This window comes from Thioclava dalianensis, assembly GCF_000715505.1.
Taxonomy (GTDB): domain Bacteria; phylum Pseudomonadota; class Alphaproteobacteria; order Rhodobacterales; family Rhodobacteraceae; genus Thioclava; species Thioclava dalianensis.
In genome coordinates, this window is record NZ_JHEH01000003.1 from 163970 (window position 1) to 190157 (window position 26188).

Consider the following 26188-nt stretch of genomic DNA (forward strand, 5'->3'; position numbering starts at 1 on the left):
GCTGGCGCGCCTTGATGTGCGCCGCGCATATCCTTCCCTCAAACCGACAGGATAGACATGACCACTCAAGACCAACTTGCCACGCTCACCCGCCGCATCGAGACGCTCGAGGCCGAGGCCGAGATCCGCCGCATCCAATCGCGCTACATGTTCCTGTGCGACACGCCGATGCCTGAATATGGCTGCGCGAATGACGCCGAACGCATCGACCTGATCATGGAGCTTTATGCCGAGGATGCGACCTGGGAAGGTGTCGGCGAATATTACGACAACCAGTTCGGCAAAGCCGAGGGCGCGGCCGCGATCCGCAAGCATTTCGAAGGCTTCTGGGGCCAGAAACAGGATCCCGCGCTGATCCTGAACTGCCACTACCTGACCTCGGAGCAGATCTATGTCTCCGCCGACGGCACCACCGCGGATGGCCAATGGGTCCATATGCAGCCTTGGCTGTTTTCCGATGGCAAGGCGCTTTTGCGCTCGTCGCGGCTCAATAACGGCTTCCGCAAAGAGCCCGATGGGCGCTGGAAGATCACACGCACCCGTACCGAGAACGTCTTCGTGGCCCCCCTGCCCGCAACATGGGCGTCGGACTACCCGTCCAAATCGGTGCTGATGAAGCCCTGAGGCGACTTTCCAAGCGCCCCGCGCGTCGAGATGCGAAAACGCGCCCGAAGAGATCTTCGGGCGCGTTTTTCTTTTGAGCGTGTAAGCTGATGGGGGTGAGGCACTGCCCACGCCCCCGGCCCTGTCAGCGATAGGCGATGCAGACCGACTTCGTCTCAAGAAAATTGTCGATCGCGCCGCGGCCATGCTCCCGCCCGATCCCCGATTGCTTGACGCCGCCGAAGGGCAGGTTCTGATCGGGTATGTTGTGGCTGTTGACCCAGACGACGCCCGCCTGAATCTTGGGAACATAGCGCATCATCTTGTTCAGATCTTGCGTCCAGATCGAGGCCCCGAGCCCGTAGCGCGTGTCATTGGCCAGCGCGATCCCGTCATCGGGCTCATCGAAGGGGGTGATCGTGACCACCGGGCCGAACACCTCATCCTGCATCAAGGCCATATCCTGACGCACATCGGTGAACAGTTCGGGGGCAACGTAATAGCCGCTTTCAGGCGGGCTGGCCCCGATCACCGGCGTGGCGCCCGCCTCGATTCCACGCGTGATGCATGATTGCACATGCGCCTGATGGCGGGCCGAGACCAGCGGGTTGATCTGATGCGCAGGGTCAAGCCCGTTGCCCATCGTCAGGCTGCGGGTCACGCCAGAGATCACCTCAAGCGCCTGCTCATAGATGCCGCGCTGTACGTAGATCCGCGTGCCCGCGCAGCAGGTCTGGCCAGAGTTGAACATCGCGCCAATCCCGGCCGCGACGCCCAGCAGCTCCATGTCCATGTCGTCGAACATCACCATCGGGGCCTTGCCGCCCAGCTCAAGCGTGACGCGCTTCATGTCCTTCATTGCCTGAATGCCGATGGCCTTGCCGGTCTCGGTCGAGCCGGTAAAGGCGATCTTGGCGACACCGGGATGGGCCACGAGCGCGGCCCCCGCCTCAGCGCCCGAACCGGTCACCACATTGACCACGCCTTCGGGGATACCCGCCTCAAGGCACAGCTCTGCCAGCCGCATCGCAGTCAGCGGGGTTTCCTCGGCGGGTTTGAGCACCACGGTGCAGCCCGTGGCCAGCGCCGGTGCGAGCTTCCATGTCGCCATATTGAGCGGGAAGTTCCACGGTGTGATCGCGGCCACGACGCCCACCGGCTCCTTGCGGGTAAAGCCCTGATAGCGCATGCCCGGCGGGATCGGGATCGACAGATCGAGCGTCGCGCCTTCGATCTTGGTCGCCCAGCCCGCCATGTAGCGGAAATACTCCGCCGAGGCCTGCACCTCGATCAGCCGCGACAGCATGATCGACTTGCCCTGATTGAGCGTTTCAAGCTGGGCCAGCTCCTCGCCATTGGCCTCGATCAGATCGGCGAGCTTGAGGATCACCCGCTGGCGTTCGGTCGGCAGCATCTGCGACCAAGGGCCCTCAAACGCGGCCTGAGCCGCCTTGACGGCGCGGTCCACGTCTTCCGCGCCCCCTGCCGGAGCCTGCGCGAGCACCGCGCCAGTGGCCGGGTTGAACACATCAAAGACCTGCCCAGACGCGGCGGCCACGGATTTGCCCCCAATCGTCATCTGCGGCTTTTTCAGGAACGCCGACACATCGGGAAGGATATCGCTTACAGCACTTTCTGGATGAGATATTTGCATTTTGTCTGCCCTGTTGGAGTTGGGTCGAAATCGACGGCGCGGTGTTACGACGCATGAGAACCCTCGGCCCACGACCAGAGGTCAAAGCGGGCCAAGAGACGGGACTACCCTTGTTTCTTGAGCCGGAAGTCGTACTGCGCGCGCCATTTAACCGGGGCCGCCTCGCCTTGCTCCGCGGGCGGCATCGCGTCGCCCTCTGCAACCGGCTCGAGCCCGACGATCAGATCGGGCTTCACGCCGAACACGGCGTCCGAGGCAAGATAGTCGTCGCCCGCCACGAAAAGATGGGTGATCAGACGCGCATGCTCCGGCGCGCTGATCATGAAATGCATATGCGCGGGGCGCCACGGATGGCGGCCAAGGGCTGCAAGCATCTGCCCGACCGGGCCGTCATCGGGGATCGGATAGGAGACGGGCTTGATGCCGCGAAACGCGTAGCGCCCATCCGGCCCGGTCCGAAACACGCCGCGATTGTTGAAGGGCGGCTGAATATCGGGCTGTTGCACGTCGTAAAAGCCGTCCTCGTTGTCGGACCAGACATCGACCAGCGCGTTCTCGATCGGGGTGCCATCGACATCGAGGACGCGGCCCTCAAAAAGGCACAGCTCGCCCTTGCCATCTAGGCTGATCGTGGCGCCCATCGGGCGCTCGGGCGCGCCCTTGACGTGGAACGGGCCGAAGACGGTGCTTTGCGTGGCCCCCTCGGGCAGGCGGTGATTGACCGCATCGACAAGCATCGACACGCCAAGCACATCGGACAAAAGGATGAATTCCTGCCGCGTGTCGTCGCACATCTGTCCGGTGCGGGTCAGAAACTCAATCGCGTAGTCCCACTCCGCCTCGGTCAGCTCTACTTCCTTGATGAAAGCATGCAGATGGCTGACGAGCGATGACATGACCTCGCGCAGACGTGGATCGGTCTGCGCGCCGATCCGCCCGTTCACCACCTCGGCGGATGTGTCCTCAGTCAGATAGCTCATGGTCTACTCCTCCTTCGTAACCGGTTGTTGCACGCGCTCACATCGGCGCGGGCGGCTCACCGGAATGCGCACGCTCGATCAGTACCGAAAGGGCTTCGGGCTCCAGCGCGCGCGGGTTCCAATAGGGGTTGGCAAGGGCCAGATCGCGGGCGCGCGCGATCCCCTCGCGCGGCATGCCCAGCTCGGCCAGCGAGGCCGGCGCATGCACCGCCCGCCCCAGATCATAGAGCGCGCGGGCCGGATCATCGCCCAGCACCCCACGCAGCTTCTCCATCACCTCCGGGATTTCCGGTGCGTTATAGGCCAGCGCATGGGGCAGAATGATTGCATGGGTCTGGGCATGGGGCAGATCGAAGCTGCCGCCCAGCGTGTGGCACAGCTTATGATGCAAGGCCATCCCGACCGAGCCCAGACAAATCCCGCAAAGCCATGCGCCATAAAGCGCATCGTGGCGCGCGCTTCGGTCTTGCGGATTGGCCTCGATGGCGGGCAGCGCGCGGGCAAGCGCCGCGATGGCATCGAGCGCCAGAAGCGAGATCACCGGATTGCTGTTTTGCGCATAAAGTGCCTCGACCGCATGGGCGATGGCATTGATGCCGCTGGTGCCCGCCATCCCCGCAGGCAGGCCCATCGTCAGATCGACATCGTAGATCACCACCTCGGGCAGCACCGCCGGGTTGACCTGCGTGCGCTTCTCGCCCCCCGAGGTCTCGCCCAGGATCGGCGTCATCTCGGAGCCCGCATAGGTCGTGGGCAGCGCGATCTGGGGCAAGCCGGTGCGCAGCGCAATCGCCTTGCTCAGGCCCGTCGTCGAGCCGCCCCCGATTGCCACCACCACATCGGCCCCAAGCGTCTGAGCGCGCAGACACGCCGCATCGCTGACATCAACGGGCGTGTGCATCACCGCCTCAGGGTGCACACCCACCGCGCGAGATCCAAGCAGGCGCGCGACCCGCTGGGCGTCGACTTCTTGCGCAGGCGTCGAGACGATCATCGCGCGCTCCACCCCGAGATTGGTCATCTCGGCGGGCAGCTCGGCAAGCGTGCCCGCGCCAAAGATCACCCGTGCGGGGTTTGCGGTGTAGAGAAACCGGGGTTGTGTCATCGGTCTTGGCCCTTCTGAAGCGATGCGAAAGGGACAGCGCCGCTCCCGGGGCCTCGTCGATTCGAGACCCGCGGGCTCTCGCGCCGCGGCATTCGCTGCCCTGCACCGTTTTTTACGGCGCTGTCGGGTTAAGCTTTGCACATCTGAACTACGGTAAAAATCAAGCAATTGCGCGAAACAGCGTTGCGCTCACAGCAATAATACTGCGCCGTATGTGAGATCTATGTTGATTTGTTACCAAAATAATACATGATTATTACCGTAACGGAGGGAAGAAACTCATGGATCGCATGACCGAACTGAAGATCTTCATATCGATTGCGGATGAGGAAAACCTGACTCGGGCTGCGGAAGCGCTGAGCATGTCGGTCTCTCGGGTCAGCCGATCGCTCACCGCGCTGGAGCAGAGGCTCGGGGTGCGGCTGATCCAGAGAAACACCCGCCAGCTCTCGCTCACCTCCGAGGGCGAGCGGTTCTCGCAAGCCGCCCGCGAGATCCTGATCTCGATGCGCGAGGCCGAGGAGAGCATCAAGACAGGCACCGGCCAGCCCCGCGGCACGCTGCGGGTTGGTGCCTCGCTGTCGTTTTCGCTGCTGCATCTGCTGCCGGTGATCGACCGGTTCAAAGAGAAATACCCCGAGATCCACGTGCATCTGCAAACCGGAAACCGCTATTGCGACGTGATCGAAAGCGGGCTCGACCTGATGGTGCGCGCGCGCCCCTCCGAGAATGACAGCACGGTGATGATCCGCAAACTTGCCGATTTGCCGCGCCAGATGGCCGCCTCGCCGGACTATCTCGCGAAATACGGAATGCCCCGCACGCCCGAAGATCTCGCGCGTCACAAGATGTTGCTCTACACCCTGTCAGACGATTGGGAGGCCCCCAACCTGACCCGAGACGGCAAAACGACCCGCTACCCGCTGAAAGGCGATCTGACCGCAAATGACAGTCAGATCCTGCGCCATGCAGCGCTGGCGAGCTCGGGCATTCTGGTGCAGCCCAGCTACATTTTGCAAAGCGATCTGGAGGCCGGGCGACTGGTGCCGGTGCTGCCGGAATGGTCGCTCGATCCGCTGCGGCTGACCGTGGCCTACCCCTCGCGTACCTTCTTGCCGCTGCGCACCCGGTTGTTCATCGATCATCTGGTCGAGTATTTCCGCCAGAAGGGCCTTGAGGATATCTGGGCGCAGCAGGCCAATGTCGTGCCGCCGCCCCATTCCGGTGGCGAGATGCGCTACGCCACGCATTGACGCGCCGCCCGGGCCTTGGGGCCGGACGGCGCAGAGATCGGTTTGCGTGCGTCAGGCCCGGGGATCGAGTGCGCGCGCGGTTGCGACCGCGTTGCCACGCTCGGGCAGGAATTCCAGCACCAAGCCGCCGGGCAGACGCCACCAGACCCGCCCGCGCGGATCGGGCGTCGCGCCATGGGCCTCTGCGCCCCGGATCGCGGCCTCGACATCCGAGCAAATCAGCCCGAGGTGATCGAGCGCGCCGGTCCCCTCCCCGACAGTCTCATCAAGGGTCAGCTGCACCCCGCCCAGCAGCCAGACCTGCTTTGGGGCCTCAGGGTCACCGTCGATTTTGACCACGGTCATCCCCAGCACGTCAGAGAAGAAATCCACCAGCGGGGCGAGGTCACGCACCCGCAAGGCGGGGTGATCCAGATAGGCTTCGGTCAGCGACACAGGTCGGTCCTTTCTTGCAAGATGAGCCGCCCCTCATCTCGAAGGGCGGCTTTGGTCAATTGGCGATCCGGCTTGGCAGCCAAAGCGCGATATCTGGCCAGATCGCCAAGAGCACGATCAGCACCAGCGTGCAGGCGATGAAGGGGGCCGAGGCCATGACCACATCGCTCATCTTCGTGCCTTTTGGCGCCACGCCGAGCATCACGAACAGCAAGAGCCCAAAGGGCGGCGTCGCAAGGCTCAGTTCCAGCGCCAGCAGCATCACCACGCCGAACCAGACCGGGTCGAAGTGATAGAGCGTCACCAGCGGCAGGAAGATCGGCAGGGTCAGCATCATGATCGACAGCTGATCCATGAACATCCCCAACACGATCAGCACAACCAGCATCGCCAGCAACATCGCATAGGCCGACAGATCGAAACCCGTTGCGAAGCGGATGATCCCCTGCGAGGCGCCCGAGAAGGCAAGGATCTGCGAAAATGTGGTCGAGCCCATGATGATGATCAGCATCATCCCGGTCACCCGAACCGATCCCATCAGCGATTTGCGGATCAGCTCGGGGGTGAGCTTGCGGTAGATCGCGGCGAGGATCAGCACGGCAACCGTACCGCAAGCCGCAGATTCCGTGGGCGTGGCCCAGCCCAGCAAGATCAGCCCGATCACCGCAAAGACCACCAGCCCCATTGGCAAGACGTCGCGCGCAAGCCCGATGAGCACTTCGCTCAGGCTGTGGTGCTCGGTGGCATAGCCCGGTGCCGCGTCGGGATCGAGACGGATCAGCAGCCAGATCGTGAAGAAGAACATCAAGGCCAGCACGAGCCCGGGCAACAGCCCCGCGATCAGCAGCGCGCCCACATCGATCCGCGCAAGCGAGCCCAAGAGCACCGCAAGCGATGAGGGCGGAATGATCATCGCCAGACCGCCGGTCGCAATGATCGGCCCCATGATCAGGCGCGGCTTGTAGCCTCGTTTGATCATGTCGGGCATCAGCGAGGTGCCTAGCATCGCGGTATTGGCCATCGATGAGCCAGACAGGGTGGCAAACAGCGTGCCGCCCCCGACCGTCAGATAGGCCAGACGTCCGCGCACGCCGCCAAAGCATTTGTCGAGCGCCGAGAACACTCTGAAGGCCAGCCCGGAGTGGAAGAGCAGCTCGCCCATGATCAGGAAAAGCGGCACGGGGGCCAGGGTGAAATTGGTGACCGAGGCGGTGGTGTTGGTCACCAATTGCTCGATCCCGGCATAGCCGCCCATCAAGACGAACACGCCCAGCATGTTGATGATCAAAAAGGCGATGGCCACCGGCATCCCGATCACCATAAGCACCATCAGGCCGCCGATCAGGAACGCAGCCGCGTCATACCATGGCATCATGTCAATGTCCTCCGCCGTCGCCGGAATAGATCTCGCCCCGCGCCAGAAGCCGCAGGAATTCGCACGCCATCAGCAAGAAACCTCCGCTGAGAAAGGCGTAGAGCAGCCAGCCCGGCATATTGACGGACCGCATATCGATGGTGCCTTGGCGCCAGTAATGCAGCGTCAGGGACGCCGAGACCCATGTGAGAAACAGCAAGGCCACAACCGAAAGCACCAGCACGACGCGATTGACCCAGACATGCACCCCGTGGGGCAGCATCTGGACAAAGCTCGTCAGCGCCACATTGCCCTGCACCCGCACGAGCCAAGGGGCCGCCGCCATCGTGGCGAAAAGCAAGACATATTCGACGATTGCGCTCACCGCCTGAAACGGTGGCAAGGCAAGATTTCGGCTGAGCACGTCATAGACGATCAGCACCGTGATCAGGCCAAGGCTCGCCGCTGCGAGCTGGGCCAGACCCAAAATCAGCCTGTCATAAAGAAAGAGAAGTGGTTTCATGCGCACCGTCCCCAAAAGCTGCCCGGAAAAGAAGACCGGCCCGGACAAGCCGGACCGGCGCTGCAGGTGTGTCCCTGCGATCAGTTCTTGTAATAGAGCTTCTTGAGCTCTGCGGCGTAGGGCGAGCCTGACTTCGCGAGACGATCCCAGACCGAGCCATAAGCCTTGGCCAGATAGGCCTCACGCGCGGCCCCTTTCAGCTCGATCGGCTGCATCCCCTCGGCATCGAACTTGGCTTTGACCTCCTTGGTCTTCTCCAGCCAGTCCTGATAGGATTTGCCTTCCATTTCGGTCGTCATGTCATTGAGCAGCTTGCGCGAGGCGTCGCTCATGCTGTTCCATTTGGCGGGCGAGATGAAGAGCCCCAGATCGGTCTGCAGAAAGCCCGGCTCGATGCGGTATTTCAGGAAGCGATCCCACGACCAGCCCACCATTGCAGAGGGCGGATAGCCGATCCCGTCGAAGGAGTGGCGCTCGAGCCCGGTATAGATATCAGGCACCGGCACGTTGACCGGCACGGCCCCCAGCGACTCCCAGAACGAGTTATAGAGCGGCGAGGCGCGCAGCCGCAGCCCAGAGAAATCAGGCGAACCATCCGCGTTCATCTTAGGCTTCTTGACGAGGAACAGGTTCAGCGGTGCGCCGGGCGCAAAGCGCGAGAGCACATGGACCTTGAGCTTTTCCAACGCGATCTTGCGGATCAGCGCCAGCCCGCCATTCTCATGGGTCTCGACAGGGCTGAGATTGGAACCAACCCAGGCATCGGCCTCGGGCATCGTGCCCAGCGCGTAGCTGATCGGCGACATCGTCATGTCGACCACGCCCCGCCCGACCGCGTCGATCTGCTGGAAGCCCGGGACCACTTCGGGACCGCCGACGATTTCGATATGCAGCACGCCCTTGCCGCGCGCATTCACCTCGTCGACGAAGGTCTTGAAGGCTTTCGAGGTGTCGTCACTGGACGGGAAAGCGGTCAGCGCGCGCAGCGTGTCCTCGGCATGGACCGGACCTGCAAGAAACCCTGCGGCGATCAGTGCGCCTACGGCAAGCGGCTTCGTTCTCCCAGATAGGAGGCTTTTGAGAAAAGACATTTTGTGATCCCTGTTGCTTTTGTCACGGGCATTCGCCCTGCATGGGACAAAGGCTAACACAGCCTCGCGGCTGCAGTTTTGCGACTTGCGCAAAACACCTTATCTGCACAAAACAGAGATCGCGCGCGAGCGCTGCCCGCATGCGGGGGCGCGCGTGTGGGTGCGGGTCAGGTCGCGCGCGGCGGCAGTTCTGCTTTCGCGCGGCTCGGGCTATGGCCGGTCCAGTTGCGATAGGCGCGCCAGAACGCGGTGCCATCGGCATAGCCCAAAGCTGAGGCAATCGCCTCGATGCTGGTGCGGCGGTCGCGCAGCATCGCCTCGGCCCGGCCCCGCCGATAGTCCTGCAGCATTTCGCTCAGCGTGGTGCCCTCCTCGGCCAGCCGGCGCTGAAGGCTGCGCCGCGACATCCGCAGCATCCCCGAAATCGTCGCGATATCGATCGGCTTGGCCCCAAGATTGAGCGCGATCAGCGCGCGCACCTGATCGCAGATCGACTGATCGCGATGCGTGACCTCGATCAGCTCGGCCAGATGGCGATCAATCAGCTCGATCATGTCGGGATCTTCCTCGCGGTAGATCTGATCGGCGGATTTGGGATCGATCACCAGCATATTCGCGGGCTGCCCGTACAGCACGGGGGCGTTGAACCAGCGCTCGGGCGAGAGCGGCGTCTCGGGGGCGCTATGCGAGAAATGCACCTCGAGCGGCCGCCAGCGCGGATCAAAGCCGCGCCGGATCACGCTGCAGATGCCCGACAGGGTAAACTCGCTGTCCTGACGGCTCGGGCTGATCAGCGGCGTGGTGATCACGTAGCGCAGGTGCAGCGTGTTGCCCTCCTGCTCGAAGCTCAGCTCAGTGCCGCTTTGCAGCGCCGAGGTGAAGCGGGCCAGACTGTCAAAGCCGCGCCGGATCGAGCTGCTTTGCACCGCGCGCAATCCGATTGGCCCAAGATTGCCCGGCCGCACGAGGCTGCCCAGCCGAATTCCCAGCAGCGGATCGCCCAACATCTGCGCCGCAGATTCAAAAAGCGCGAGGTAGCTCGTGAGCGCAACCGGGGCGTAGGGATCATCCAGAACGCGCGAATCAATCCCGTGGCGATGCAACAGATTTCGCATCGTGCTCAAGTCGTCATCAAACCGTGCCAGAATGGGCTTCAAAATTAGCGCCCGGACGGAGAGCAGCTTCGGCAGAGGGGCGAGTGGGCTCTTCATTACGACCTCAAATCCCGTTCACAGGCGCCATTTGGCGCACATTATCGGATCAATGGCGCGTTCTGCAATGGTCGGATCCCAATGCCCTGCCACTAAGAAAGGAACATCCAAAAAAAATCTTCAGGGAGTTTACTCATGACGGACGTAACTGGCGAAGGCCGGCTGAAGCGAAATTCCATCGGAACCGCGCATATCATCTTCTTTGTCGTCGCGGCCGCAGCGCCTATGACCGCCGTGGTGGGCGCCACCCCGCCCGCCTTTGCTTTTGGCAATGGCGCGGGCGTTGCCGGATCTTTCGTGCTTGCGGGCCTTTTGTATCTGATCTTCTCGGTCGGCTACACGGCGATGACCCCCTATATCAGCGGCGCGGGCGGCTTTTACAGCTACGTCTCACGCGGCCTTGGCAGCGCGGCAGGCATCGGCGGCGCGCTGATGGCCCTGATGGCCTATTTCGCGATCCAGATCGCGATCTATGCGCTCTTTGCGGTTTTCATGTCCGGCACGATGACCAGCCTCGGGATTGACCTGCCATGGTGGGTCTGGGCGCTGGCGGTGCTCGTCGTGGTCGTTCTGCTCGGGCGGCGCAACATCGTGATCTCGGGCCGCGTGCTGGGCGTGTGCATGATCGCCGAGCTGCTGATCCTGGTGCTGCTCGATGGTGCGATCGTGCTGCATGGCGGTGGGCCCGACGGGCTGACGCTGGCGGGTTTCCGGCCCTCGGAAGTATTCTCGCCGGGTCTGGGCGTGACCGTGGTCTTCGTGCTGGGCGCCTATGTCGGGTTTGAAGCCACCGCGATCTTTGCCGAAGAGGCGCATATGCCCGAGCGCACGATCCCGCGTGCGACATATCTCGCGGTGATCCTGATCACGCTCTTCTATGCTGGCTCGACCTGGGCGATCACCCAATATTATGGCGCAAGCGCCGTGCAAGGGGCCGCCGAAGCCTCGCTTGAGGGCTTCTATTTCGACGCCGCTGCCAACCTGCTCGGGCCGTGGTCTGTTCAGGCGATGAACATCTTGCTGCTGACCAGCCTGTTTGCCTGCCTGCTGTCCTTTCACAACACGCTCAACCGCTACTTCTACACGCTCGCCTCGGAAAACCTGCTGTGGCGTGCGATGAGCAAGGTGCATGTCACCCATGGCTCGCCCCATATCGCAGGTGTGGTTCAAGGCACGCTCGTGGCGATCATCATCGGCACGGCGGCGGCAGCCCAAGCCGATCCCTACACGGTCGTCTTCGCGTGGATGTCCGGCCTTGCGGTTCTGGCGATCCTCGGCGTGCAGGTTCTGGTCTCGGTCTCGGTGATCACCTTCTTCCGCAAGACCGAGCATCGGCTCTCCGGCCTGCGGGTTCTCGTGGCCCCAGCATTCGCCGCGATCGGCCTGATCGGCGCCTATATTCTGGTCTCAGCTAATATCTCGCTGCTGACCGGGAGCCATAACCCGATCGTGCTGTCCTTCCCGATCATCGTGGCCGGGTTCGGCCTGCTGGGGGTGGTCATGGCGCTGGCCCTCAAGCGTTCCAACCCGTCGCTCTATGACGGGCTCGGGCGCAGCTTCGAATAACGCCTCCAACCAAATCCGCCCCGATCCCGCACGCGCCCCTGCGCGGTGGGGTCGGAAGCCCCGCGCGGCGCCAAAGCGCGCCGTCCTAAACCCAAAGCCAATGCCAAAGAGTGAGCAGACTATGAACGAGATGTCCAAAACCCACGAACAAGATCTCCAAGCGGCGCTGCCCCGGATCGATTTTCTCTATCTCTCGGAAGACGACATGATCGCGGCCGGTGTGACCGACATGCCCGGCTGCGTCGATTGCATGGAAGAGATGTTCGGCCTGCTGCATTCGGGCGATTACCGGATGGCTGGCGCCAACAATGACAGCCACGGTGCAATGGTCATGTTCCCCGAAAACTCGCCCTTTCCGACCATGCCCAAACCCACCGCCGACCGCCGCTTCATGGCGATGCCCGCCTATCTGGGCGGCAGCTTCTGCACCGCCGGGATGAAATGGTACGGCTCCAATATCGCGAACCGCGACAAGGGGCTGCCCCGCTCGATCCTGATGTTCACGCTCAACGACGCCGATACCGGCGCGCCGCTGGCTTTCATGTCGGCCAACCTGCTGTCGGCCTATCGCACGGGCGCAGTACCGGGTGTGGGCGCACGCCATCTGGCACGCAAGGACTCGCGGATCGTGGGGATCTACGGGCCCGGCGTGATGGCGCGCACGACGCTCGCGGCCTTTATGGCCGCCTGCCCCAAGATCGATACGGTCAAGATCAAGGGGCGCGGCCAGAAAAGCCTCGACGCGTTCATCGGCTGGGTCAAGGAGACCTATCCGCAGATCACCCAGATCGAACTGGTCGACGATATCGAGGCGGTCGTGCGCGGCTCGGATCTTGTGACCTATTGCGCCTCGGGCGAGACGGGCGATCCGTCCGCCTATCCGATCCTCAAGCGCGAATGGCTCAAGCCCGGTGCCTTTGCCGCGATGCCTGCGTCGTGCGAGATCGACGCGGCGATGGAGGCCAGGGATGTGCGCAAGGTGGTCGACAATACCGGCCTTTATGAGGCCTGGTTCGAAGAGCTGCCCAAACCCGCGCATGTGCATGTGCCCGTGATCGGCGTGAAGTTCATGGACATGATCGCAGAGGGCCGGATGGACAAAAGCGAGCTTGAGGATCTGGCCGATATCGTCGCAGGTGCCACCCCCGGTCGCCAGAACGACGAAGAGATCATCATCATGTCGGTCGGCGGGATGCCCGTCGAAGACGTGGCATGGGGCACCCAGATCTACCGCAACGCGGTGGCAAAGGGCATCGGCCAGACGCTCAACCTGTGGAACGAACCGGCCCTGCGCTGATCGCGACACCCTCCCCCACGCGTGCCGCAGGCCAATTTCGGGCCTGCGGCACGCTCTGACATATGAGGCACAGATGACCCAAATCACCAAGATCAAGACCGGCACCAAGCTGGAAGAGCTCAGCAGCTACTCGCGCATCGTCGCGGTAGATAACTGGATTTTCGTCTCCAACACCGCCGGACGGAACCCCGAGACAAAGGAAATCCCCGAGGATCTCGAGGCCCAGACCCGTCAGGTCTTTGCCAATATCGAACGTGCGCTTGCAGCCGCAGACTCCAGCCTCGCCGATGTCGTGGCAACCCGCGTCTTCATTCAGGACCCTGCCGATACGCAGGCCGTAATGACGCTCTTTGGCGAGATGTTTCGCGGGGTCGACCCGACCACGACCGTGACCTGCCCGCCGCTTGGCTCAGGCGTCTACAAGGTCGAGATCGAGGTCACCGCCTATCGCGGCGCAGCCTCTGCACCGACCGAGCGCAAGACCATCGCGATCTGATCGCCCCCAACGTTTGACAAAGGAGAGTTTCATGGCACCTCGGATTGCTCCGGTGCAGACCACTCAGGACCTGCCCGCACGCAGCACCGTCGTCATCATCGGTGCGGGTATCGTCGGCCTCTCGGCCGCGCTCACGCTGGCCGAACGCGGCGTGCCGGTGGTCGTGCTGGAGAAAGGCCGGATCGCGGGCGAGCAGTCTTCGCGCAATCTGGGTTGGGTGCGCAAGATGGGGCGCGCGGCCCCCGATGTGCCGCTGGCGCAGACGGCAGACCGGCTTTGGGCCGGGCTGCCCGAACGCACCGGCCATGAGGTGGGCTATGCGCGCGCCGGGATCATGTATCTGGCGCGCACCGAAGAAGAGATGGAGATGCATCGCGGCTGGATGGCCTCGGTGGCCGATCTCGATCTGGACTCACAGCTTCTCAGCGCCTCGCAGATCGACGCGATGGTGCCGGGCGGCGTGGGCACATGGGCGGGCGGCATCCACACCGCCTCGGATGGCCGGGCAGAGCCGACGCTGGCCTCCAGCGCGATTGCCAATGCGGCCATCGCCAAGGGCGCGATCATCGTCGAGCATTGCGCTGTGCGCACGCTCTCGCGCGCGGGCGGCAAGGTGAGCGGCGTGGTCACCGAACGCGGCGAGATCGCCTGCGATCAGGTGCTGCTCGCGGGCGGTTTGTGGTCGCGCCGTTTTCTCGGCAATCTCGGGGCCAACCTGCCGACCCTGCCGCTGATTTGCTCGGCCTTTCGGACCGCGCCGATGGAGGGACCGACCGAGATCGCCGTGGGCGGACCCGATTTCTCGTTTCGCAAACATCGCGATGGCGGCTTCATCATCACCCAGCGCGGAGCCTTGCGTGCGCCGTTGACGCTCGATCACCTGCTGATCGGGCGGCGCTATCTCGATCAGCTCAAGGGCGGGGGCAAGTTCCTGCGTATCGCCGTGGGCCGCGAGACTTGGCGCGATCTGACGCTGGCGCGGCGTTGGGGGGGCAATAAACCCAGCCCGTTCGAGACGGTCCGGGTGATGGACCCGCCGACGATCCCCACGCTCAATTCCGAGGCGATCGACAATCTGCGCGCAGCATGGCCTGCCTTTGCCGATGTAAAGATCGAAGAGGCATGGGCGGGAATGATGGACATCACGCCCGATTCCCAGCCGGTGATCGGTCCAGTCGCCGCCATTCCCGGACTGACGCTGGCCACCGGTTTTTCGGGCCATGGCTTTGGCACCGGCCCCGCTGCGGGCCAACTGGCCGCCGAGCTTGTCATCGGCGCACAGACCGTGATCAGCGCGAGCCCCTACCGGCTCGAGCGCTTCGCGGCCTGAGCCCTCGATAGTAAGAGGACCGGGGGCAGGATCACTGCCCCCGGTTTGTCAGGTCACCATGAAGACCCGGATCAGCACCTGCTTGGGATCCATCGGATCCTCAAAATGCAACCGCTCCACCGTTCCGATAAACTGCCGCGTGTTCAGCCAGTCATAGCGGCCCTGCGCGACGGTGAATTTTACGTTGGAATAGGCATAGACCTCATCGGGGCCGGTCGGGCTGAGACAGACCCGGTTGTGCACGGTGATCACCACGCCATCCTCGGTCTCCATCTCATAGAGCGCGTCGAGTTCCACCGTGCCGTCTGAAAGATAGAGCTGGCGGTCGGCACCGCCCGCCAGAACGCGCCCGCGCAGCTGCGGCCCCTCGAAGATCCCGCCTCGGATCGGCACGATCATCCGCTGACCGCGCGGTGTCGGCCCCAGATCCCGAACCGGATCAAGATCGACGCGGGCATCATAGGTGAATTCGAATGTCGGCAGCACCAATGGGATTTTTGGCATCGAAGTATAAAGCGTCACGCAACCTCCCTGCCCCCGTTAGGGGCTTCCATTTAGGGGATCGCGCCCCCGCGGGGGCGCAACCGCTCAGAGTTTCGAGAGCAGCGTAAGATCGCCCTCGATCTCAAGGCCTTCGGGGGATTTCGGCCCCTTATAGACGATCTCCAACTCGTATTTGTATTTGCCGCCCTTGCGCCTGCGCCATTGCCCGCCCGAAAGCGTCGTCTGCGCGATGCCCGGGATATCGCTATGGGCAAAGTCGACTTTGCCGATGATGGTCTCCATATCGACATTCTGGAGCGCCTTGCGCAGGGCCTCGCTGTCGCCGGGCGCGCCGCTCGATTTGAGCGCCTGCACCGCCACTTCCCAGACCGCATGGGTATAGCCCAGAACCGGGGTCCATTGCCGTTGCTCGGCGCTTTCCCATTGCGTCGCGAGCGCCTGCGCGCTCTGCCCGGTCAGCGTGGAATGATAGGGAAGCTTGGGTGACCACCACACTTCAGTGGACAGCCCGTCGCCGCGATCGCCCAGCGCATCAATGCCGCCGGGGAACAGGAAAGCCCCCGCGACGGTCGCGATCTCGGGCTTGTAGCCGGTCTGCGCGGCAGTGCGCCAGAACGCTGCGAAATTATCGGCAAACATGAAGCCGCTCAGGATCTGGCAGCCGCTGGTCTTGAACAGGTTCACTTGGTTCGAGAAATCGCTGGTGCCCAACTTGAACATACCGCCATCGACCGTCTGATAGCCGCCTTTCGTCAGATAGGCAGGCAGACCGTGCTGCGGATCGGCAAAGCCGCGCGCGGCGGCCTGATCGACGAAGCTGACAGCGACCTTGTCATCAAGCTGCGCCTTGTAGGGGGACCACATCCCCAGATAGGTCTCGCTGATATCGGTCGAGGCAAAGCAGAAATGGAAGTTCCACGGCGTGCCATTATTGGAGTAGTTCTTCGGCCCGCCCAACATGCCCACCACCGCGTCGGCGGGCAGGATCGTGGAGAGGATCGGGGTCTTGTTCACAATCGCCATGCGCCCCGCTCCGATGGCGGCCACCGCATCGGATGCGACGATCAGATCGACCTTATTACTGGTCATCAGCCCAATCGCGGCTTGCGTGGCGGTGTTGACGTCGCTGCGGCTGTCGCGCAGCTCGATCTGCACCGAATAGGTCTTGCCGCCAATCTCCAGACCGCCGGAAAACAGCTTATCAAGCTGCTTGTGCACGAAGTCGGTCGCGATCCCGAAGAGCGCGCCCGGTCCGGACATCGGAGCGATCCAGCCGATCTTGATCGTACTGCTGCCCGAGGCATGGGCTGCCGGAAAATAGAATGACGCCGCACCAGCGCCCAACCCCATAAGGACCGTCCGCCGCGCAATGCGCGTGCCCCCCGCAGATGCGGGTTTCGTTGAGTTCATGACCTTCTCCCTTGCATTGACACTGAATGTCTTCAGCTCCTCCGTTGCTCATAATGCGAGAATGTGGCATCATGTCAATCAAATGATCGGATCATTTGATTGACATCCGGAGACGCCGCGTGATTACACAAGTTCAGGATGAAAGAGACAGATGCGAACGCCTGCGCCGGGGGCCAGCGCCGCGCAGGTCTACGGGTATCGCAAGGAGTTGGGTGTCAGCTCTGCTGCCAGATCTTGGTCAGAAGGGTGCGCAGCATGGCCCGCTCACTCGGATCCAGACGCGCCAGCAGGCGGTCTTCATGCGCGACGAGGGCCGCAAAGGCTGTGCGCGCGGTCTGCGCCCCCTCGGGCGTCGGGAACAGGTGCTGGATGCGCTGATCTCCGGGATCGGTCTCGCGATAGATCAAGCCGCGCTTTTCCAGATCGCTGAGGATCGGGACGATATTGGCGCGTTTGATGCGCAGGCGTCTGCAGGTATCGGCAGCACTCAGCCCCGGATGCTCGACGATACACATCAGCACGCTCACGGGCACCGTGCGCAGCTCTGTCGGGGCCAAAGCACTCAGCGCGCCTTGAAGATCAAAGATCGAGGCCTGCCGAAGGTGGAAGCCAATCAACTCGTTGAGCCGCTCCGCCCCGCCCTCGGATGCAGTCTCCGTCCGCTTGTCGCGCGCCCTGTCCGGCATCGCAGCCTCCCGTTTCAGACATCCGCCTGCTCACGGTGATATTGCTATACAGCATAGCAGTCAATTGCTATGCTTCATAACAATAATCGGTCCGCTTCGATTCGTAGGCCGATATGTCATTGGAAGGAGGAGTTTCACATGACCGCCGCATGCAGCCCGCTGGCAGGGCTTTTGCCGGCCCCGAGGCCCGCGCCTTCCCCGCTTTGAACGCACAGATACGGATTTTCCCGGACCGCCAGCCAGCGGCTCGGGCCCTTCAAGGAGACTATGATGGCTAATGATCACGATACCGTCGCCTATGATGTCGAGGATGGCATTGCATGGCTGCGCTTCAACCGCCCCGACAAGCGCAATGCGATGAGCCCGACGCTCAACCGGGCGATGACGGCAGCGCTCGATGAACTGGAATTTCGCGACGATGTTTCGGTGCTGGTACTGACCGGTGAGGGTCAGGCCTGGACCGCCGGGATGGATCTCAAGGAGTATTTCCGCGAAACCGAAGCCCATGGCCTCAAAGGCGTGCGCAAGGCGCAAAGCGAGTCCTATGGCTGGTGGCGTCGCCTGCGCTGGTACCAGAAACCCACGATCGCGATGGTCAATGGTTGGTGCTTTGGCGGCGGCTATGGCCCGCTTTACGCCTGCGATCTGGCCTTTGCGGCGGAAGAGGCGAAGTTCGGTCTCTCTGAGATCAACTGGGGTATTCTGCCCGGTGGCGGGGCCACCAAGGTCGCCGTCGAGCTGATGCCGATGCGCAAGGCGATGTATCACGCGATGACCGGCGAGATGATCGATGGTGCGACGGCCGCACAATGGGGCTTGGTGAACGAGGCTCTGCCGCTCGACCAGCTCAAGGCCCGGGTGACCGAGGTCGCCAATGTCCTCGCCGCGAAAAACCCCGTCGCGCTGAAGGCTACGAAGGATGCGGTGCGCCGCGTGGGCCTGATGGCCTATGACGAGGCCGAGGATTACCTCGTGCGCGCGCAGGAGGCCGCGAATTCCTTCGACAATGAGGGCCGCAAGGAAGGCATCCGTCAGTTCATCGACGAGAAGTCCTACAAGCCCGGTCTGGGGGCCTATGACAAATCGCGCCAGTCTTCGGACTGAAGCGGCCAAAAGGGAGGAGGAACATGATGGTGCTCAACACACCTGATCCGGTGGCCCTTGGCGCGGGTCTCCGGCCCGACGCGCTGGCCGCGATTGAGCTTGTGACGTCGCAACGCTGGAGCTACCGCGCGCTGGATCTCGACATTCAGCGCGCGATCACCGCGCTCAGCGCACAGGGCATCGGCCCGTCAGACCGGGTCGCCGCACTCGCGCATAACAGCGTGTACCTGATCATCCTGCAACAGGCGCTGATGCGGATGGGGGCGATCTTGGTCCCGCTGAACTGGCGGCTGTCTGCATCCGAGCTTGCGCGTCTGCTGGAGGATTGCGATCCAAAGCTGCTCTATTGCGACCGCGAAGTGCCGCCGCTGCCCGAGGGCTGCCGGGCGCTCAGCTTCGACAGCTTCCGCACGGCGCTTGCGACCGCCAACCCCGCGGCACGCCGCCCCCCGGGTTCGGCCAGCACGCCCTGCATCATTCTCTATACGTCGGGCACGTCTGGGACGCCCAAGGGCGCCCTGCTTACCCCGACCTTCCTGATGGCGACGGCGGTGAATTTCAGCGTTCTCGGCGAGGTCGGCGCGGGCGCCACCTTCCTGTGCGACACCCCGATGTTTCATGTCATCGGCATCGTCACACAGATCTGGCCCACATTGCTTCAGGGGGGAAAGATTGTCGTCTCGACCGGGTTCGACCCCGTCGAGACGAATGAGCGGCTCGGCGATCCTGAGCTGGGTGTCACGCATTACTTCTGCGTGCCCCAAATGGCCAATGCGCTCGCCCAAGCTGAGAATTTCGACCCGTCGCAATGGCGCAGCCTCAAGGCGCTGTTCACCGGCGGCGCGCCGATCCCGGCCAGCACGATCCATGCGTGGCTGGATCGCGGCGTGAAACTGGTCGATGGCTACGGGATGACCGAGACCGGCACCACGCTGGGCATGTCGCTTGCGCCAGAGCTGCTGCGGAGCAAGGCCGGGACGGTGGGCCTGCCCGGCCCACTCACCGCGATCCGGCTTGTCGACGAGGCGGATCGCGACGTCCCCGAGGGCACACCGGGCGAGATCCTCGTGCGCGGGCTGAGCGTGATCGAGGGCTATTGGAACCGCCCCGAAGAGCGCGCGCGCAGCTTCACCGAGGATGGCTGGCTGCGCACCGGCGATATCGGGCGGCGCGACAGCGATGGCTATATTGCCATCGTCGACCGGCGCAAGGACATGTTCATCTCGGGCGGGGAGAACGTTTATCCGCTTGAGGTGGAAACAGCCCTTAGCACCCATGCGATCGTGCGCGAAGTCGCCGTGATCGGCATCGCGGATGCGACATGGGGCGAGGTCGGCTGCGCCTTTGTCGTGATAGAGCCCGGCGCGCGGCCCGATCATGACGCGCTCACCGCCCATTGCCGCGCGCTGATCGCGCATTACAAAGTGCCCAAACGCTATGAGTTCGTGGAGACCCTGCCCCGGACGGCCTCGGGCAAGGTGATGAAACACGTGCTGAGCAAACAGCTCGCGGAGTGACGCGCGCTCAGAGACCTCGATCCCGGTGGCTCTGGGCTCCAAGACAGTGCGATGGCCTAAAAAACGCCCCCCGACCTTGCGGCCGGGGGGCTGAGCGTTCGGCGTCGAGGGAAGGAAAACCGCCTACTTGCCCAACGGGATGGCATAGGTGAGCTTGAAGACCCCGTCGTTCTCAAGCGTGTTGCGTGCGTAGATATCAGTCATGTAATAGGCGCTGAGCGAGCCCTTGCCGAGCTTCGTGGACACGCCCAGCCCCATGCCGACCTCACCGGCTTTGCCAAGCGTGGTCCCGCCGTAATACGCGCCGTGATTGCGGTCACTGGTCAACTGCCAGCGGCCATAGCCGACCAGCCCCGCGCTGAAGCCGCCCAAGTCCTTCATCGCCGTCCAGTCGACCTGAATCTCATTGCCCGAATGGTAGTCGGTATCCTTGTTTTTGCCGTAGACGTAATAGGTCGCCTGCGCCGTCAGGTTCCAACCGTCGCGCAGATAGCTGTAGCTTGCGCTCAGACCGGCGGAATAGCTGTTCGAGCCGATATTGGGCCGCACGCCCGTCACATCGAACGAACCTGTGGGAAGACCAAGGGTCAGGCCGGTACTCACGAAGATGCCCGGGCGTACCATCCAGGTCAGGTTGAGCGGAATGAGCGAGATATCCCCGACCGAATTCTTGGACGACTTCCCCCCCGGTGTGGTCTGCGCGACATGCACGAACGGCACGATCGCAAGGGCGGAATAGCGCCCGCCAAGGATGGTCTGGGTGCCGGCATATTGCAAGGTCAGCACACTATAGGCGACCTTGACCTTCACCGGCAGCGGGTGGCCCGATCCGTCCACGATATTCCCGCGCTGCGCGGTCCCGTTGATCGAGAAGTAAAATCCGGGCGGCGGGGCTGCGCCCGTCGGAATGCCCACGGTCGCGCCAGTTGGCGTCAGGGGCGGCGAGCCGGGCTCGCGGGCCATAGCCATCGGCGCGCTTAGCGCCAGCATGGCCGCAAGGGCCAAAGTCTTCTTCATCATTCTTGTGTCCTCCACTGTTTCTCCACGGTTTGTCAGACAAACCGCCTCCCTCCCCCCGGAGCGTAAGCTCCGGAGACAAACACCCGTTTTCGGGCGTATTCCTTTAAGTCAGGGTCAGCCTTTCGCGGGCGCGCGGGCGGCTTGCGCCTTGTCCTCCGTAGTTGGCTTGGGCCTGCGCGCAGCCAATGACGGGCCCGGAGGCCGACGCCGCGTCGGGAAAATCTGCAAGCCGGTGCGCTGCGCGATCACCCCCCAGATGCCCTGCGGGGCAAAGACCATCACGACAATCGCCGTGAGCCCCTGCAACAGCAGGAACATCTCTCCATTGTCCTGAAATGCCTGCTGGAGCACGAAATAGAGCGCAGTGCCAAGGATCGGCCCCTCCAACGTGCCGACACCTCCGATGATCACGATGAACAGGATCTTGATCTGCCAGCTCAGATCGAAGGCGCCCGACGGGTCGGCATACAGGATCGACAGGTAGTAGACCGCGCCGCCAAGCCCGCAGATCAGCGCCGACAGGATCAGGGCCGTGACCTTGGAGCGGCTCGCCCCGATGCCCACGCTGGCGGCGGCGACGTCATTGTCGCGCGTGGCCATCAGCCCCAGCCCGAAGCGCGAACGCAGCAGGATAAAGACCCCAAATTGCACCACGACCGCGAGCCCGATTGCCAGCCAGAACACCATGTCGGCGAAATGCGTCAGGTCCAGCTTGCTTGACTCCAGCATCACCCCGCGCGACGAGCCGACCCAGTCCCATTGACCGATCAGCAAGCGCACGCAATCGGCCATCACCCAGATCCCGATTGAGAAATAGGCATCCCGCATTCGGTGCAGGAACAGCGCCATCACAGCCGCCGTGGCCATCGTGACCAGCCCCGCCACGCCGAGTGCCAACGGCAAAGGCAGTCCGAAGGCATTCATCGACATGAAGAGCGAATAGGCTCCGATCCCGATAAACACCTGATGCCCAAAGGACAAAAGCCCCGCATAGCCGCTCAGAAGGTTCCAGCCCTGCGCCATGGCGAAAACGAGCAATATCTCCATCGGCAGGCGATTGTCCGAGGGCAGCCAGATCAGCCCCGCGAGGAGTGCGCCACAGATTGCGACGCCCGGAAGGTAGTCGCCCAAGAGGGCTGCGCGCGCGTGTCGGTTGGGCATCATATCTTTTTCCTCGCAAACAGAAACGTCACGTCGAAATGGCGCACGAGCAGGATCAGCAGGAAGGCAAGATGGCTGAACAGCGGCCCGGAATTGGGATTGAGCTTGAGCCCCACCACCTGAACGACGCCGAGAAAGATCCCCGCGATCAGCGAGCCGCGCAGCGAGCCCAGCCCGCCGATGATCACAACCTCGAAGGAGATCAGCAGCCGCTCCACGCCCGAATAGGGCGAGAACGATGAGCGCACCGCCAGCAACAGCCCCGCCACCGCCGCGAGCATGATCGCGAGCCCCATTGCGCTCGCATAGACCTTGCGGCGATCAAAGCCGAGCGTCTCGAGGATCTCGAAATCATCAGCCGCCGCCCGAAAGGCTCGCCCGATCGTGGTGCGCGTCATCAGCGCACCGACCGCAAGAAACAGCACGATCGCGATCGCGAAGATAATCAGCGGCAAGATCCCGATCGAGACCCCGAACAGCGTGATCCCCGCATCCTGAAGGCTGCCCAGATCGATGGCGCGGATATCGGTGCCAAAGACGCTGACCAGCGCGTTGCGGATGATGATCGACAGGCCCATCGTGGCGATCATCGCAGGCACCGGATTGGGTCCGATCAGCCGGTTGAGCAAGCTAAATTGCAGCAGCCAGCCCACCCCGAAGGCGATGATCGCAACCAGACAGACCACCACGAAGATGTTGAGCGGCATGACCGACAAAAGGGCAGCCCCCAGATAAGCGCCCAGCACGATGAATTCGCCATGCGCGATATTGACGACCCGCATGATCCCGAAAGCCAGTGCCAGACCGAGGCCAAAGAGGCCATAAAGCCCTCCGACCATGACACCGTTGATGATGGCTATAAGAAGGCTCATGCTGCGGTCTCTCCGAAATAGGCGGCCTTGATCGCATCCATCCGGATCTCGCTTGAGGCACCCTCAAGCGTCACCTGCCCCTTGAGCAGGCAATAGAGACGGTCGGACACGTCACGCGCCTTGACCGTGTCCTGTTCGACCAGAATGAGCGAAACGCCTGTTTCGCGGATGCGCGTGAAGCAGGTGTAGATGTCATTGATGATCGTGGGGGCGAGGCCCAGCGACAGCTCATCGCATAGCAAGAGGCGCGGATTGGTGAGCAACGCGCGGCTGATCGACACCATTTGCTGTTGCCCGCCCGAGAGGTTGCCCGCCAGAGAATAGCGCACCTCGCGCATCGCCGGAAACAGCTCATAGACCGCAGCGAGCGTCCACGGCCCCGGGCGTGCCCGCGCCGCGCCCATCAGCAGGTTTTCCTCGACCGTGAGCGAGCCAAACAGCCGCCGCCCCTCAGGCACCAGCGCCACCCCTGCGCGCGCGATCTTGTCACAGCGCAGCCCGGTGATGTCGCGGCCATCGAGCACGACCCGCCCGTTGCGCACCGGCGTCAGCCCGATGATCGCGCGCAGCAGGGTCGATTTGCCCGCCCCGTTCGCGCCGATGATCGCCACGGCCTCGCCTTGGCCTACACTCAGATCGACCCCAAACGTCGCCTGAAGGTCGCGATAAAAGACGTCGACTTTCTCAAGTGTCAGCAGTGTCATCGACCGCAATCCCCAGATAAATTTCGTGTACGATGGCCGAGTCCATCACCTCGGCGGGCGGCCCCTCGATCAGCTTTTCGCCGAAATGCAGCACCATGATCCGGTCCGCGACCGCCATCAGCGCGTGTGCGATATGCTCGATCCACAAGATCGTATGGTCTTGCTTGAGCCGCGCGACGATCTCGATCAGCGCATGAACCTCGCCTTCGGTCAGCCCGCCCGCGATCTCGTCGAGCAAGATCACCTTGGTGCCCACGCTCATGGCCTTGGCCAGCTCCAGCCGCTTACGGTCCATCAGGGGCAAGCCACCCGCGATCAGCGCCGCCTTGGCGTCGAGGCCAACCGTTTCAAGGATCTCCATAGTGCGCGCGGCGGCAGCAGCACCGCGCAGCCCCGGCCCATGGGTCACGCCGGCCAAGACGTTTTCATAGACCGACAGCCCGACAAAGGTCCGCGGCACCTGATAGGCGCGCCCCAACCCCTGACGCGCCCGCGCATGTTGCGGCGCATCCGAGATGTCTTGGCCGTCCAGCAAAATCCGCCCGCCATCCATCCGCGCGGTTCCGTCGAGCATGTTGAACAGCGTCGTCTTGCCCGCGCCGTTGGGGCCGATCACGCCCAGACATTCAGACGTGCCGACCGTGAAGCTCACAGTGTCGACGACGGTCTTGGTGCCATAACGCTTTTTGATCGCGCTTACCTCTAGCAATGAAGCGGCCTCCTTGTTGGTAATCGGATAGGAACAGATCGCTTGGGCGCGCGGGCACGGGGCTGACAGCCCGGCCCCCGCCCGCTCTCAGCTCAGTTCAGCTCTGACAGAAGCTTGAAGTCACTCGCGGCCTTGAAGACCGATTGATCACCGGCATAGGTCACGAGGAGGTCGTATGTGTAGGGACCGGAGCGCGCCTTGCGCCATTGCCCGCCCACCAGCGCCGTGCTCGCCAGACCCGATTTGGGCGCCGCCGCGAAATCGACCTTACCGACGATCGTGTCGATATTGACCTCGCTGAGAGCCGCGCGCAGAGCCTCTTTATCCTTGGGATCGCCCGAGGCCTTGAGCGCGGCCACCGCGACCTCCCACATGGCATGGGCATAGCCCAAAACCGGGGTCCATTGCGTGCCTTCCTTGTCTTCCCAAGCCTTTGCAAGCTGGGCGCAGCTCTGGCCCGTCAGGCTTGAAGTGTAGGGCAGCGCCGGGGACCACCAGATTTCAGTCGACATGCCATCGCCGCGATCCCCGAGCGCATTGATACCCGCCGGGAACAGGAACGCCCCGGCGACGGTCACGACCTCGGGGCGGTAGCTGCCCTGCGCCGCCGAGCGCCAGAACGACACGAACTGGCTTGGGAACATGAAGCCCGTCAGGTAGTCGGCCTTGCCGTCCTTGAAGCTTGCGACCTGATTGGAGAAATCGGTGGTCTCGGGCTTGAACATGCCGCCATCGATGGGGCTGTAATCATGCGCCTTGAGCGTCGGAAACACGCCATGCTCGGGATCTGCAAAGCCGCGCGAGGCGGGTTGATCCACGAAAAACACCCCGACCTTGTCATTGAGCCTCTTGCGGACAGGCTCCCACATCCCGACATAGGTCCGCCCGATATCCTTGGCCGAAAACAGGAAATGGAAGGTCCAGGGCTTGCCGTTATTCGAATAGGCCACCGGCCCGCCCCGCGCGCCCACCAGCGCATCCGAGGGGATCAGCGTCGAGAGCATCGGCGTGCGCGAGATCGCGGCCATCTGCCCGCCGGTGATCGGTGCATAGCCTTCGGTGGCCACGATCAGATCGACCTTGTCGCGCGTCATCAGCCCGGTTGTGACCTGCGCTGCGGTGTTGACCGAGCTTTGGCTGTCGCGCACGAGGATCTCGACCGAATAGCGCGATCCGCCGATCTGGAGACCGCCATCAAAGAGCTTGGCCAGTTGGTCTTTCACGAATTCCGTCGTCTCGCCAAAGCCCGCGCCGGGCCCGCTGATCTGCGCGACCCAACCGATGCGCAGCGTCTTGTCGGTGGCGGCATTGGCCGAGGGGAAACGCAGCGTGAAGGCCGCAGCCCCGGTTGCAAGCGACGCCTTCAAGACCCCCCGTCGCGTGAGCGCGGACCTTGAAAGCCCTGAATGTTTGATGTCCGTCATGCCGTCCTCCCTGAGCAGCATTGCGATATTTCGGCCGGTTTCCGGCTCATTTGACGAAAACCATACGAAGCGAAAAAGATAATGTCAATCACTTGATCGGATCATATGATCGGTTTAGCTTGCGCCATGGTCCGCACATCCGGGCCGAGACATTTGCGCCCGCGTTGGCCGCGCGCATA

At 63.1% G+C, this 26188-nt stretch carries 25 protein-coding genes; 8 read left to right on the forward strand and 17 right to left on the reverse strand.

Annotation, left to right across the window (positions count from 1 at the left end):
* Nucleotides 1-57: 57 nt before the first annotated feature.
* Nucleotides 58-624 (forward strand): nuclear transport factor 2 family protein, encoded by a 567-nt coding sequence (locus DL1_RS03795; RefSeq protein ID WP_038062678.1) that lies wholly within the window; start codon nucleotides 58-60, stop codon nucleotides 622-624.
* A 124-nt stretch (nucleotides 625-748) separates the two neighbouring features.
* Here the strand turns inward: DL1_RS03795 and DL1_RS03800 are convergent, their stop codons facing one another.
* The 3 genes from DL1_RS03800 to DL1_RS03810 all read right to left on the reverse strand — a co-directional run bounded on the left by DL1_RS03800 (nucleotide 749) and on the right by DL1_RS03810 (nucleotide 4342).
* A complete protein-coding gene (locus DL1_RS03800) occupies nucleotides 749-2257 on the reverse strand; it encodes an aldehyde dehydrogenase family protein (RefSeq protein WP_051693294.1) in 1509 nt (502 codons plus the stop codon).
* Nucleotides 2258-2361: 104 nt separating this feature from the next.
* On the reverse strand, nucleotides 2362-3237 hold the full coding sequence (locus DL1_RS03805) for an intradiol ring-cleavage dioxygenase (RefSeq protein ID WP_038062685.1): 876 nt from the start codon (nucleotides 3235-3237) through the stop codon (nucleotides 2362-2364).
* 37 nt (nucleotides 3238-3274) lie between these two features.
* Nucleotides 3275-4342 (reverse strand): maleylacetate reductase, encoded by a 1068-nt coding sequence (locus DL1_RS03810; RefSeq protein WP_038062688.1) that lies wholly within the window; start codon nucleotides 4340-4342, stop codon nucleotides 3275-3277.
* Nucleotides 4343-4623: 281 nt separating this feature from the next.
* Here DL1_RS03810 and DL1_RS03815 point away from each other — a divergent pair, with 281 nt between their 5' ends.
* On the forward strand, nucleotides 4624-5595 hold the full coding sequence (locus DL1_RS03815) for a LysR family transcriptional regulator (RefSeq protein WP_074854911.1): 972 nt from the start codon (nucleotides 4624-4626) through the stop codon (nucleotides 5593-5595).
* Between the two features lie 51 nt (nucleotides 5596-5646).
* On the opposite strand, the gene DL1_RS03820 is transcribed toward DL1_RS03815, so the two are convergent.
* The 5 genes from DL1_RS03820 to DL1_RS03840 form a co-directional block, all read right to left on the reverse strand.
* Entirely contained in the window at nucleotides 5647-6030 is a 384-nt protein-coding gene (locus DL1_RS03820) for a VOC family protein (RefSeq protein WP_038062690.1), read from the reverse strand.
* Between the two features lie 55 nt (nucleotides 6031-6085).
* Nucleotides 6086-7405, reverse strand: a complete 1320-nt coding sequence (locus DL1_RS03825) for a TRAP transporter large permease (protein ID WP_342726728.1) — start codon at nucleotides 7403-7405, stop codon at nucleotides 6086-6088.
* A gap of 1 nt (nucleotide 7406) precedes the next feature.
* Nucleotides 7407-7907, reverse strand: coding sequence for a TRAP transporter small permease (locus tag DL1_RS03830; protein WP_038062693.1), 501 nt, complete (start codon nucleotides 7905-7907; stop codon nucleotides 7407-7409).
* A gap of 80 nt (nucleotides 7908-7987) precedes the next feature.
* A complete protein-coding gene (gene dctP, locus DL1_RS03835; protein WP_051693295.1) occupies nucleotides 7988-8998 on the reverse strand; it encodes a TRAP transporter substrate-binding protein DctP in 1011 nt (336 codons plus the stop codon).
* Between the two features lie 167 nt (nucleotides 8999-9165).
* Nucleotides 9166-10209 carry an AraC family transcriptional regulator gene (locus DL1_RS03840; RefSeq protein ID WP_051693296.1) on the reverse strand — a complete coding sequence of 348 codons (1044 nt, stop codon included), beginning with the start codon at nucleotides 10207-10209 and terminating at the stop codon, nucleotides 9166-9168.
* A gap of 135 nt (nucleotides 10210-10344) precedes the next feature.
* On the opposite strand from DL1_RS03840, the gene DL1_RS03845 reads away from it, so the two are divergent.
* The 4 genes from DL1_RS03845 (at nucleotide 10345) to DL1_RS03860 (ending at nucleotide 14898) form a co-directional block, all read left to right on the forward strand.
* A complete protein-coding gene (locus tag DL1_RS03845; RefSeq protein WP_038062696.1) occupies nucleotides 10345-11775 on the forward strand; it encodes an APC family permease in 1431 nt (476 codons plus the stop codon).
* A gap of 121 nt (nucleotides 11776-11896) precedes the next feature.
* Nucleotides 11897-13072, forward strand: a complete 1176-nt coding sequence (locus DL1_RS03850) for an ornithine cyclodeaminase family protein (protein ID WP_248642583.1) — start codon at nucleotides 11897-11899, stop codon at nucleotides 13070-13072.
* Nucleotides 13073-13145: 73 nt separating this feature from the next.
* On the forward strand, nucleotides 13146-13568 hold the full coding sequence (locus tag DL1_RS03855; protein ID WP_038062699.1) for a Rid family hydrolase: 423 nt from the start codon (nucleotides 13146-13148) through the stop codon (nucleotides 13566-13568).
* 31 nt (nucleotides 13569-13599) lie between these two features.
* Nucleotides 13600-14898, forward strand: a complete 1299-nt coding sequence (locus DL1_RS03860) for an NAD(P)/FAD-dependent oxidoreductase (protein ID WP_038062701.1) — start codon at nucleotides 13600-13602, stop codon at nucleotides 14896-14898.
* Nucleotides 14899-14946: 48 nt separating this feature from the next.
* Here the strand turns inward: DL1_RS03860 and DL1_RS03865 are convergent, their stop codons facing one another.
* From DL1_RS03865 to DL1_RS03875, 3 genes are all read right to left on the reverse strand, one after another.
* The gene (locus DL1_RS03865; RefSeq protein ID WP_051693297.1) at nucleotides 14947-15420 is read right to left on the reverse strand and encodes a DUF3237 domain-containing protein; all 474 of its coding nucleotides are present in this window, start codon (nucleotides 15418-15420) and stop codon (nucleotides 14947-14949) included.
* A gap of 66 nt (nucleotides 15421-15486) precedes the next feature.
* The gene (locus tag DL1_RS03870; protein WP_051693298.1) at nucleotides 15487-16812 is read right to left on the reverse strand and encodes an ABC transporter substrate-binding protein; all 1326 of its coding nucleotides are present in this window, start codon (nucleotides 16810-16812) and stop codon (nucleotides 15487-15489) included.
* Between the two features lie 215 nt (nucleotides 16813-17027).
* Nucleotides 17028-17498 carry a MarR family winged helix-turn-helix transcriptional regulator gene (locus DL1_RS03875; protein ID WP_051693299.1) on the reverse strand — a complete coding sequence of 157 codons (471 nt, stop codon included), beginning with the start codon at nucleotides 17496-17498 and terminating at the stop codon, nucleotides 17028-17030.
* Nucleotides 17499-17768: 270 nt separating this feature from the next.
* Here DL1_RS03875 and DL1_RS03880 point away from each other — a divergent pair, with 270 nt between their 5' ends.
* Nucleotides 17769-18602, forward strand: coding sequence for a p-hydroxycinnamoyl CoA hydratase/lyase (locus tag DL1_RS03880; RefSeq protein ID WP_038062703.1), 834 nt, complete (start codon nucleotides 17769-17771; stop codon nucleotides 18600-18602).
* A gap of 23 nt (nucleotides 18603-18625) precedes the next feature.
* Nucleotides 18626-20119: an AMP-binding protein gene (locus tag DL1_RS03885; RefSeq protein ID WP_038062704.1), complete on the forward strand. Its 1494-nt coding sequence runs from the start codon at nucleotides 18626-18628 to the stop codon at nucleotides 20117-20119.
* 123 nt (nucleotides 20120-20242) lie between these two features.
* Here DL1_RS03885 and DL1_RS03890 read toward each other — a convergent pair whose 3' ends face one another.
* The 6 genes from DL1_RS03890 to DL1_RS03915 form a co-directional block, all read right to left on the reverse strand.
* Nucleotides 20243-21139, reverse strand: a complete 897-nt coding sequence (locus DL1_RS03890; RefSeq protein ID WP_038062705.1) for a SphA family protein — start codon at nucleotides 21137-21139, stop codon at nucleotides 20243-20245.
* 114 nt (nucleotides 21140-21253) lie between these two features.
* The gene (locus tag DL1_RS03895; RefSeq protein WP_051693300.1) at nucleotides 21254-22303 is read right to left on the reverse strand and encodes a branched-chain amino acid ABC transporter permease; all 1050 of its coding nucleotides are present in this window, start codon (nucleotides 22301-22303) and stop codon (nucleotides 21254-21256) included.
* Nucleotides 22300-23172: a branched-chain amino acid ABC transporter permease gene (locus tag DL1_RS03900; protein ID WP_038062709.1), complete on the reverse strand. Its 873-nt coding sequence runs from the start codon at nucleotides 23170-23172 to the stop codon at nucleotides 22300-22302. Before DL1_RS03900 ends, DL1_RS03895 begins: the two co-directional genes overlap by 4 nt.
* Nucleotides 23169-23876, reverse strand: coding sequence for an ABC transporter ATP-binding protein (locus DL1_RS03905; protein ID WP_038062712.1), 708 nt, complete (start codon nucleotides 23874-23876; stop codon nucleotides 23169-23171). The genes DL1_RS03900 and DL1_RS03905 overlap by 4 nt, the downstream gene beginning before the upstream one ends.
* A complete protein-coding gene (locus DL1_RS03910; RefSeq protein ID WP_245739597.1) occupies nucleotides 23857-24585 on the reverse strand; it encodes an ABC transporter ATP-binding protein in 729 nt (242 codons plus the stop codon). Before DL1_RS03910 ends, DL1_RS03905 begins: the two co-directional genes overlap by 20 nt.
* A 92-nt stretch (nucleotides 24586-24677) precedes the next feature.
* The gene (locus DL1_RS03915; protein WP_038062718.1) at nucleotides 24678-26009 is read right to left on the reverse strand and encodes an ABC transporter substrate-binding protein; all 1332 of its coding nucleotides are present in this window, start codon (nucleotides 26007-26009) and stop codon (nucleotides 24678-24680) included.
* Nucleotides 26010-26188 lie beyond the last annotated feature (179 nt).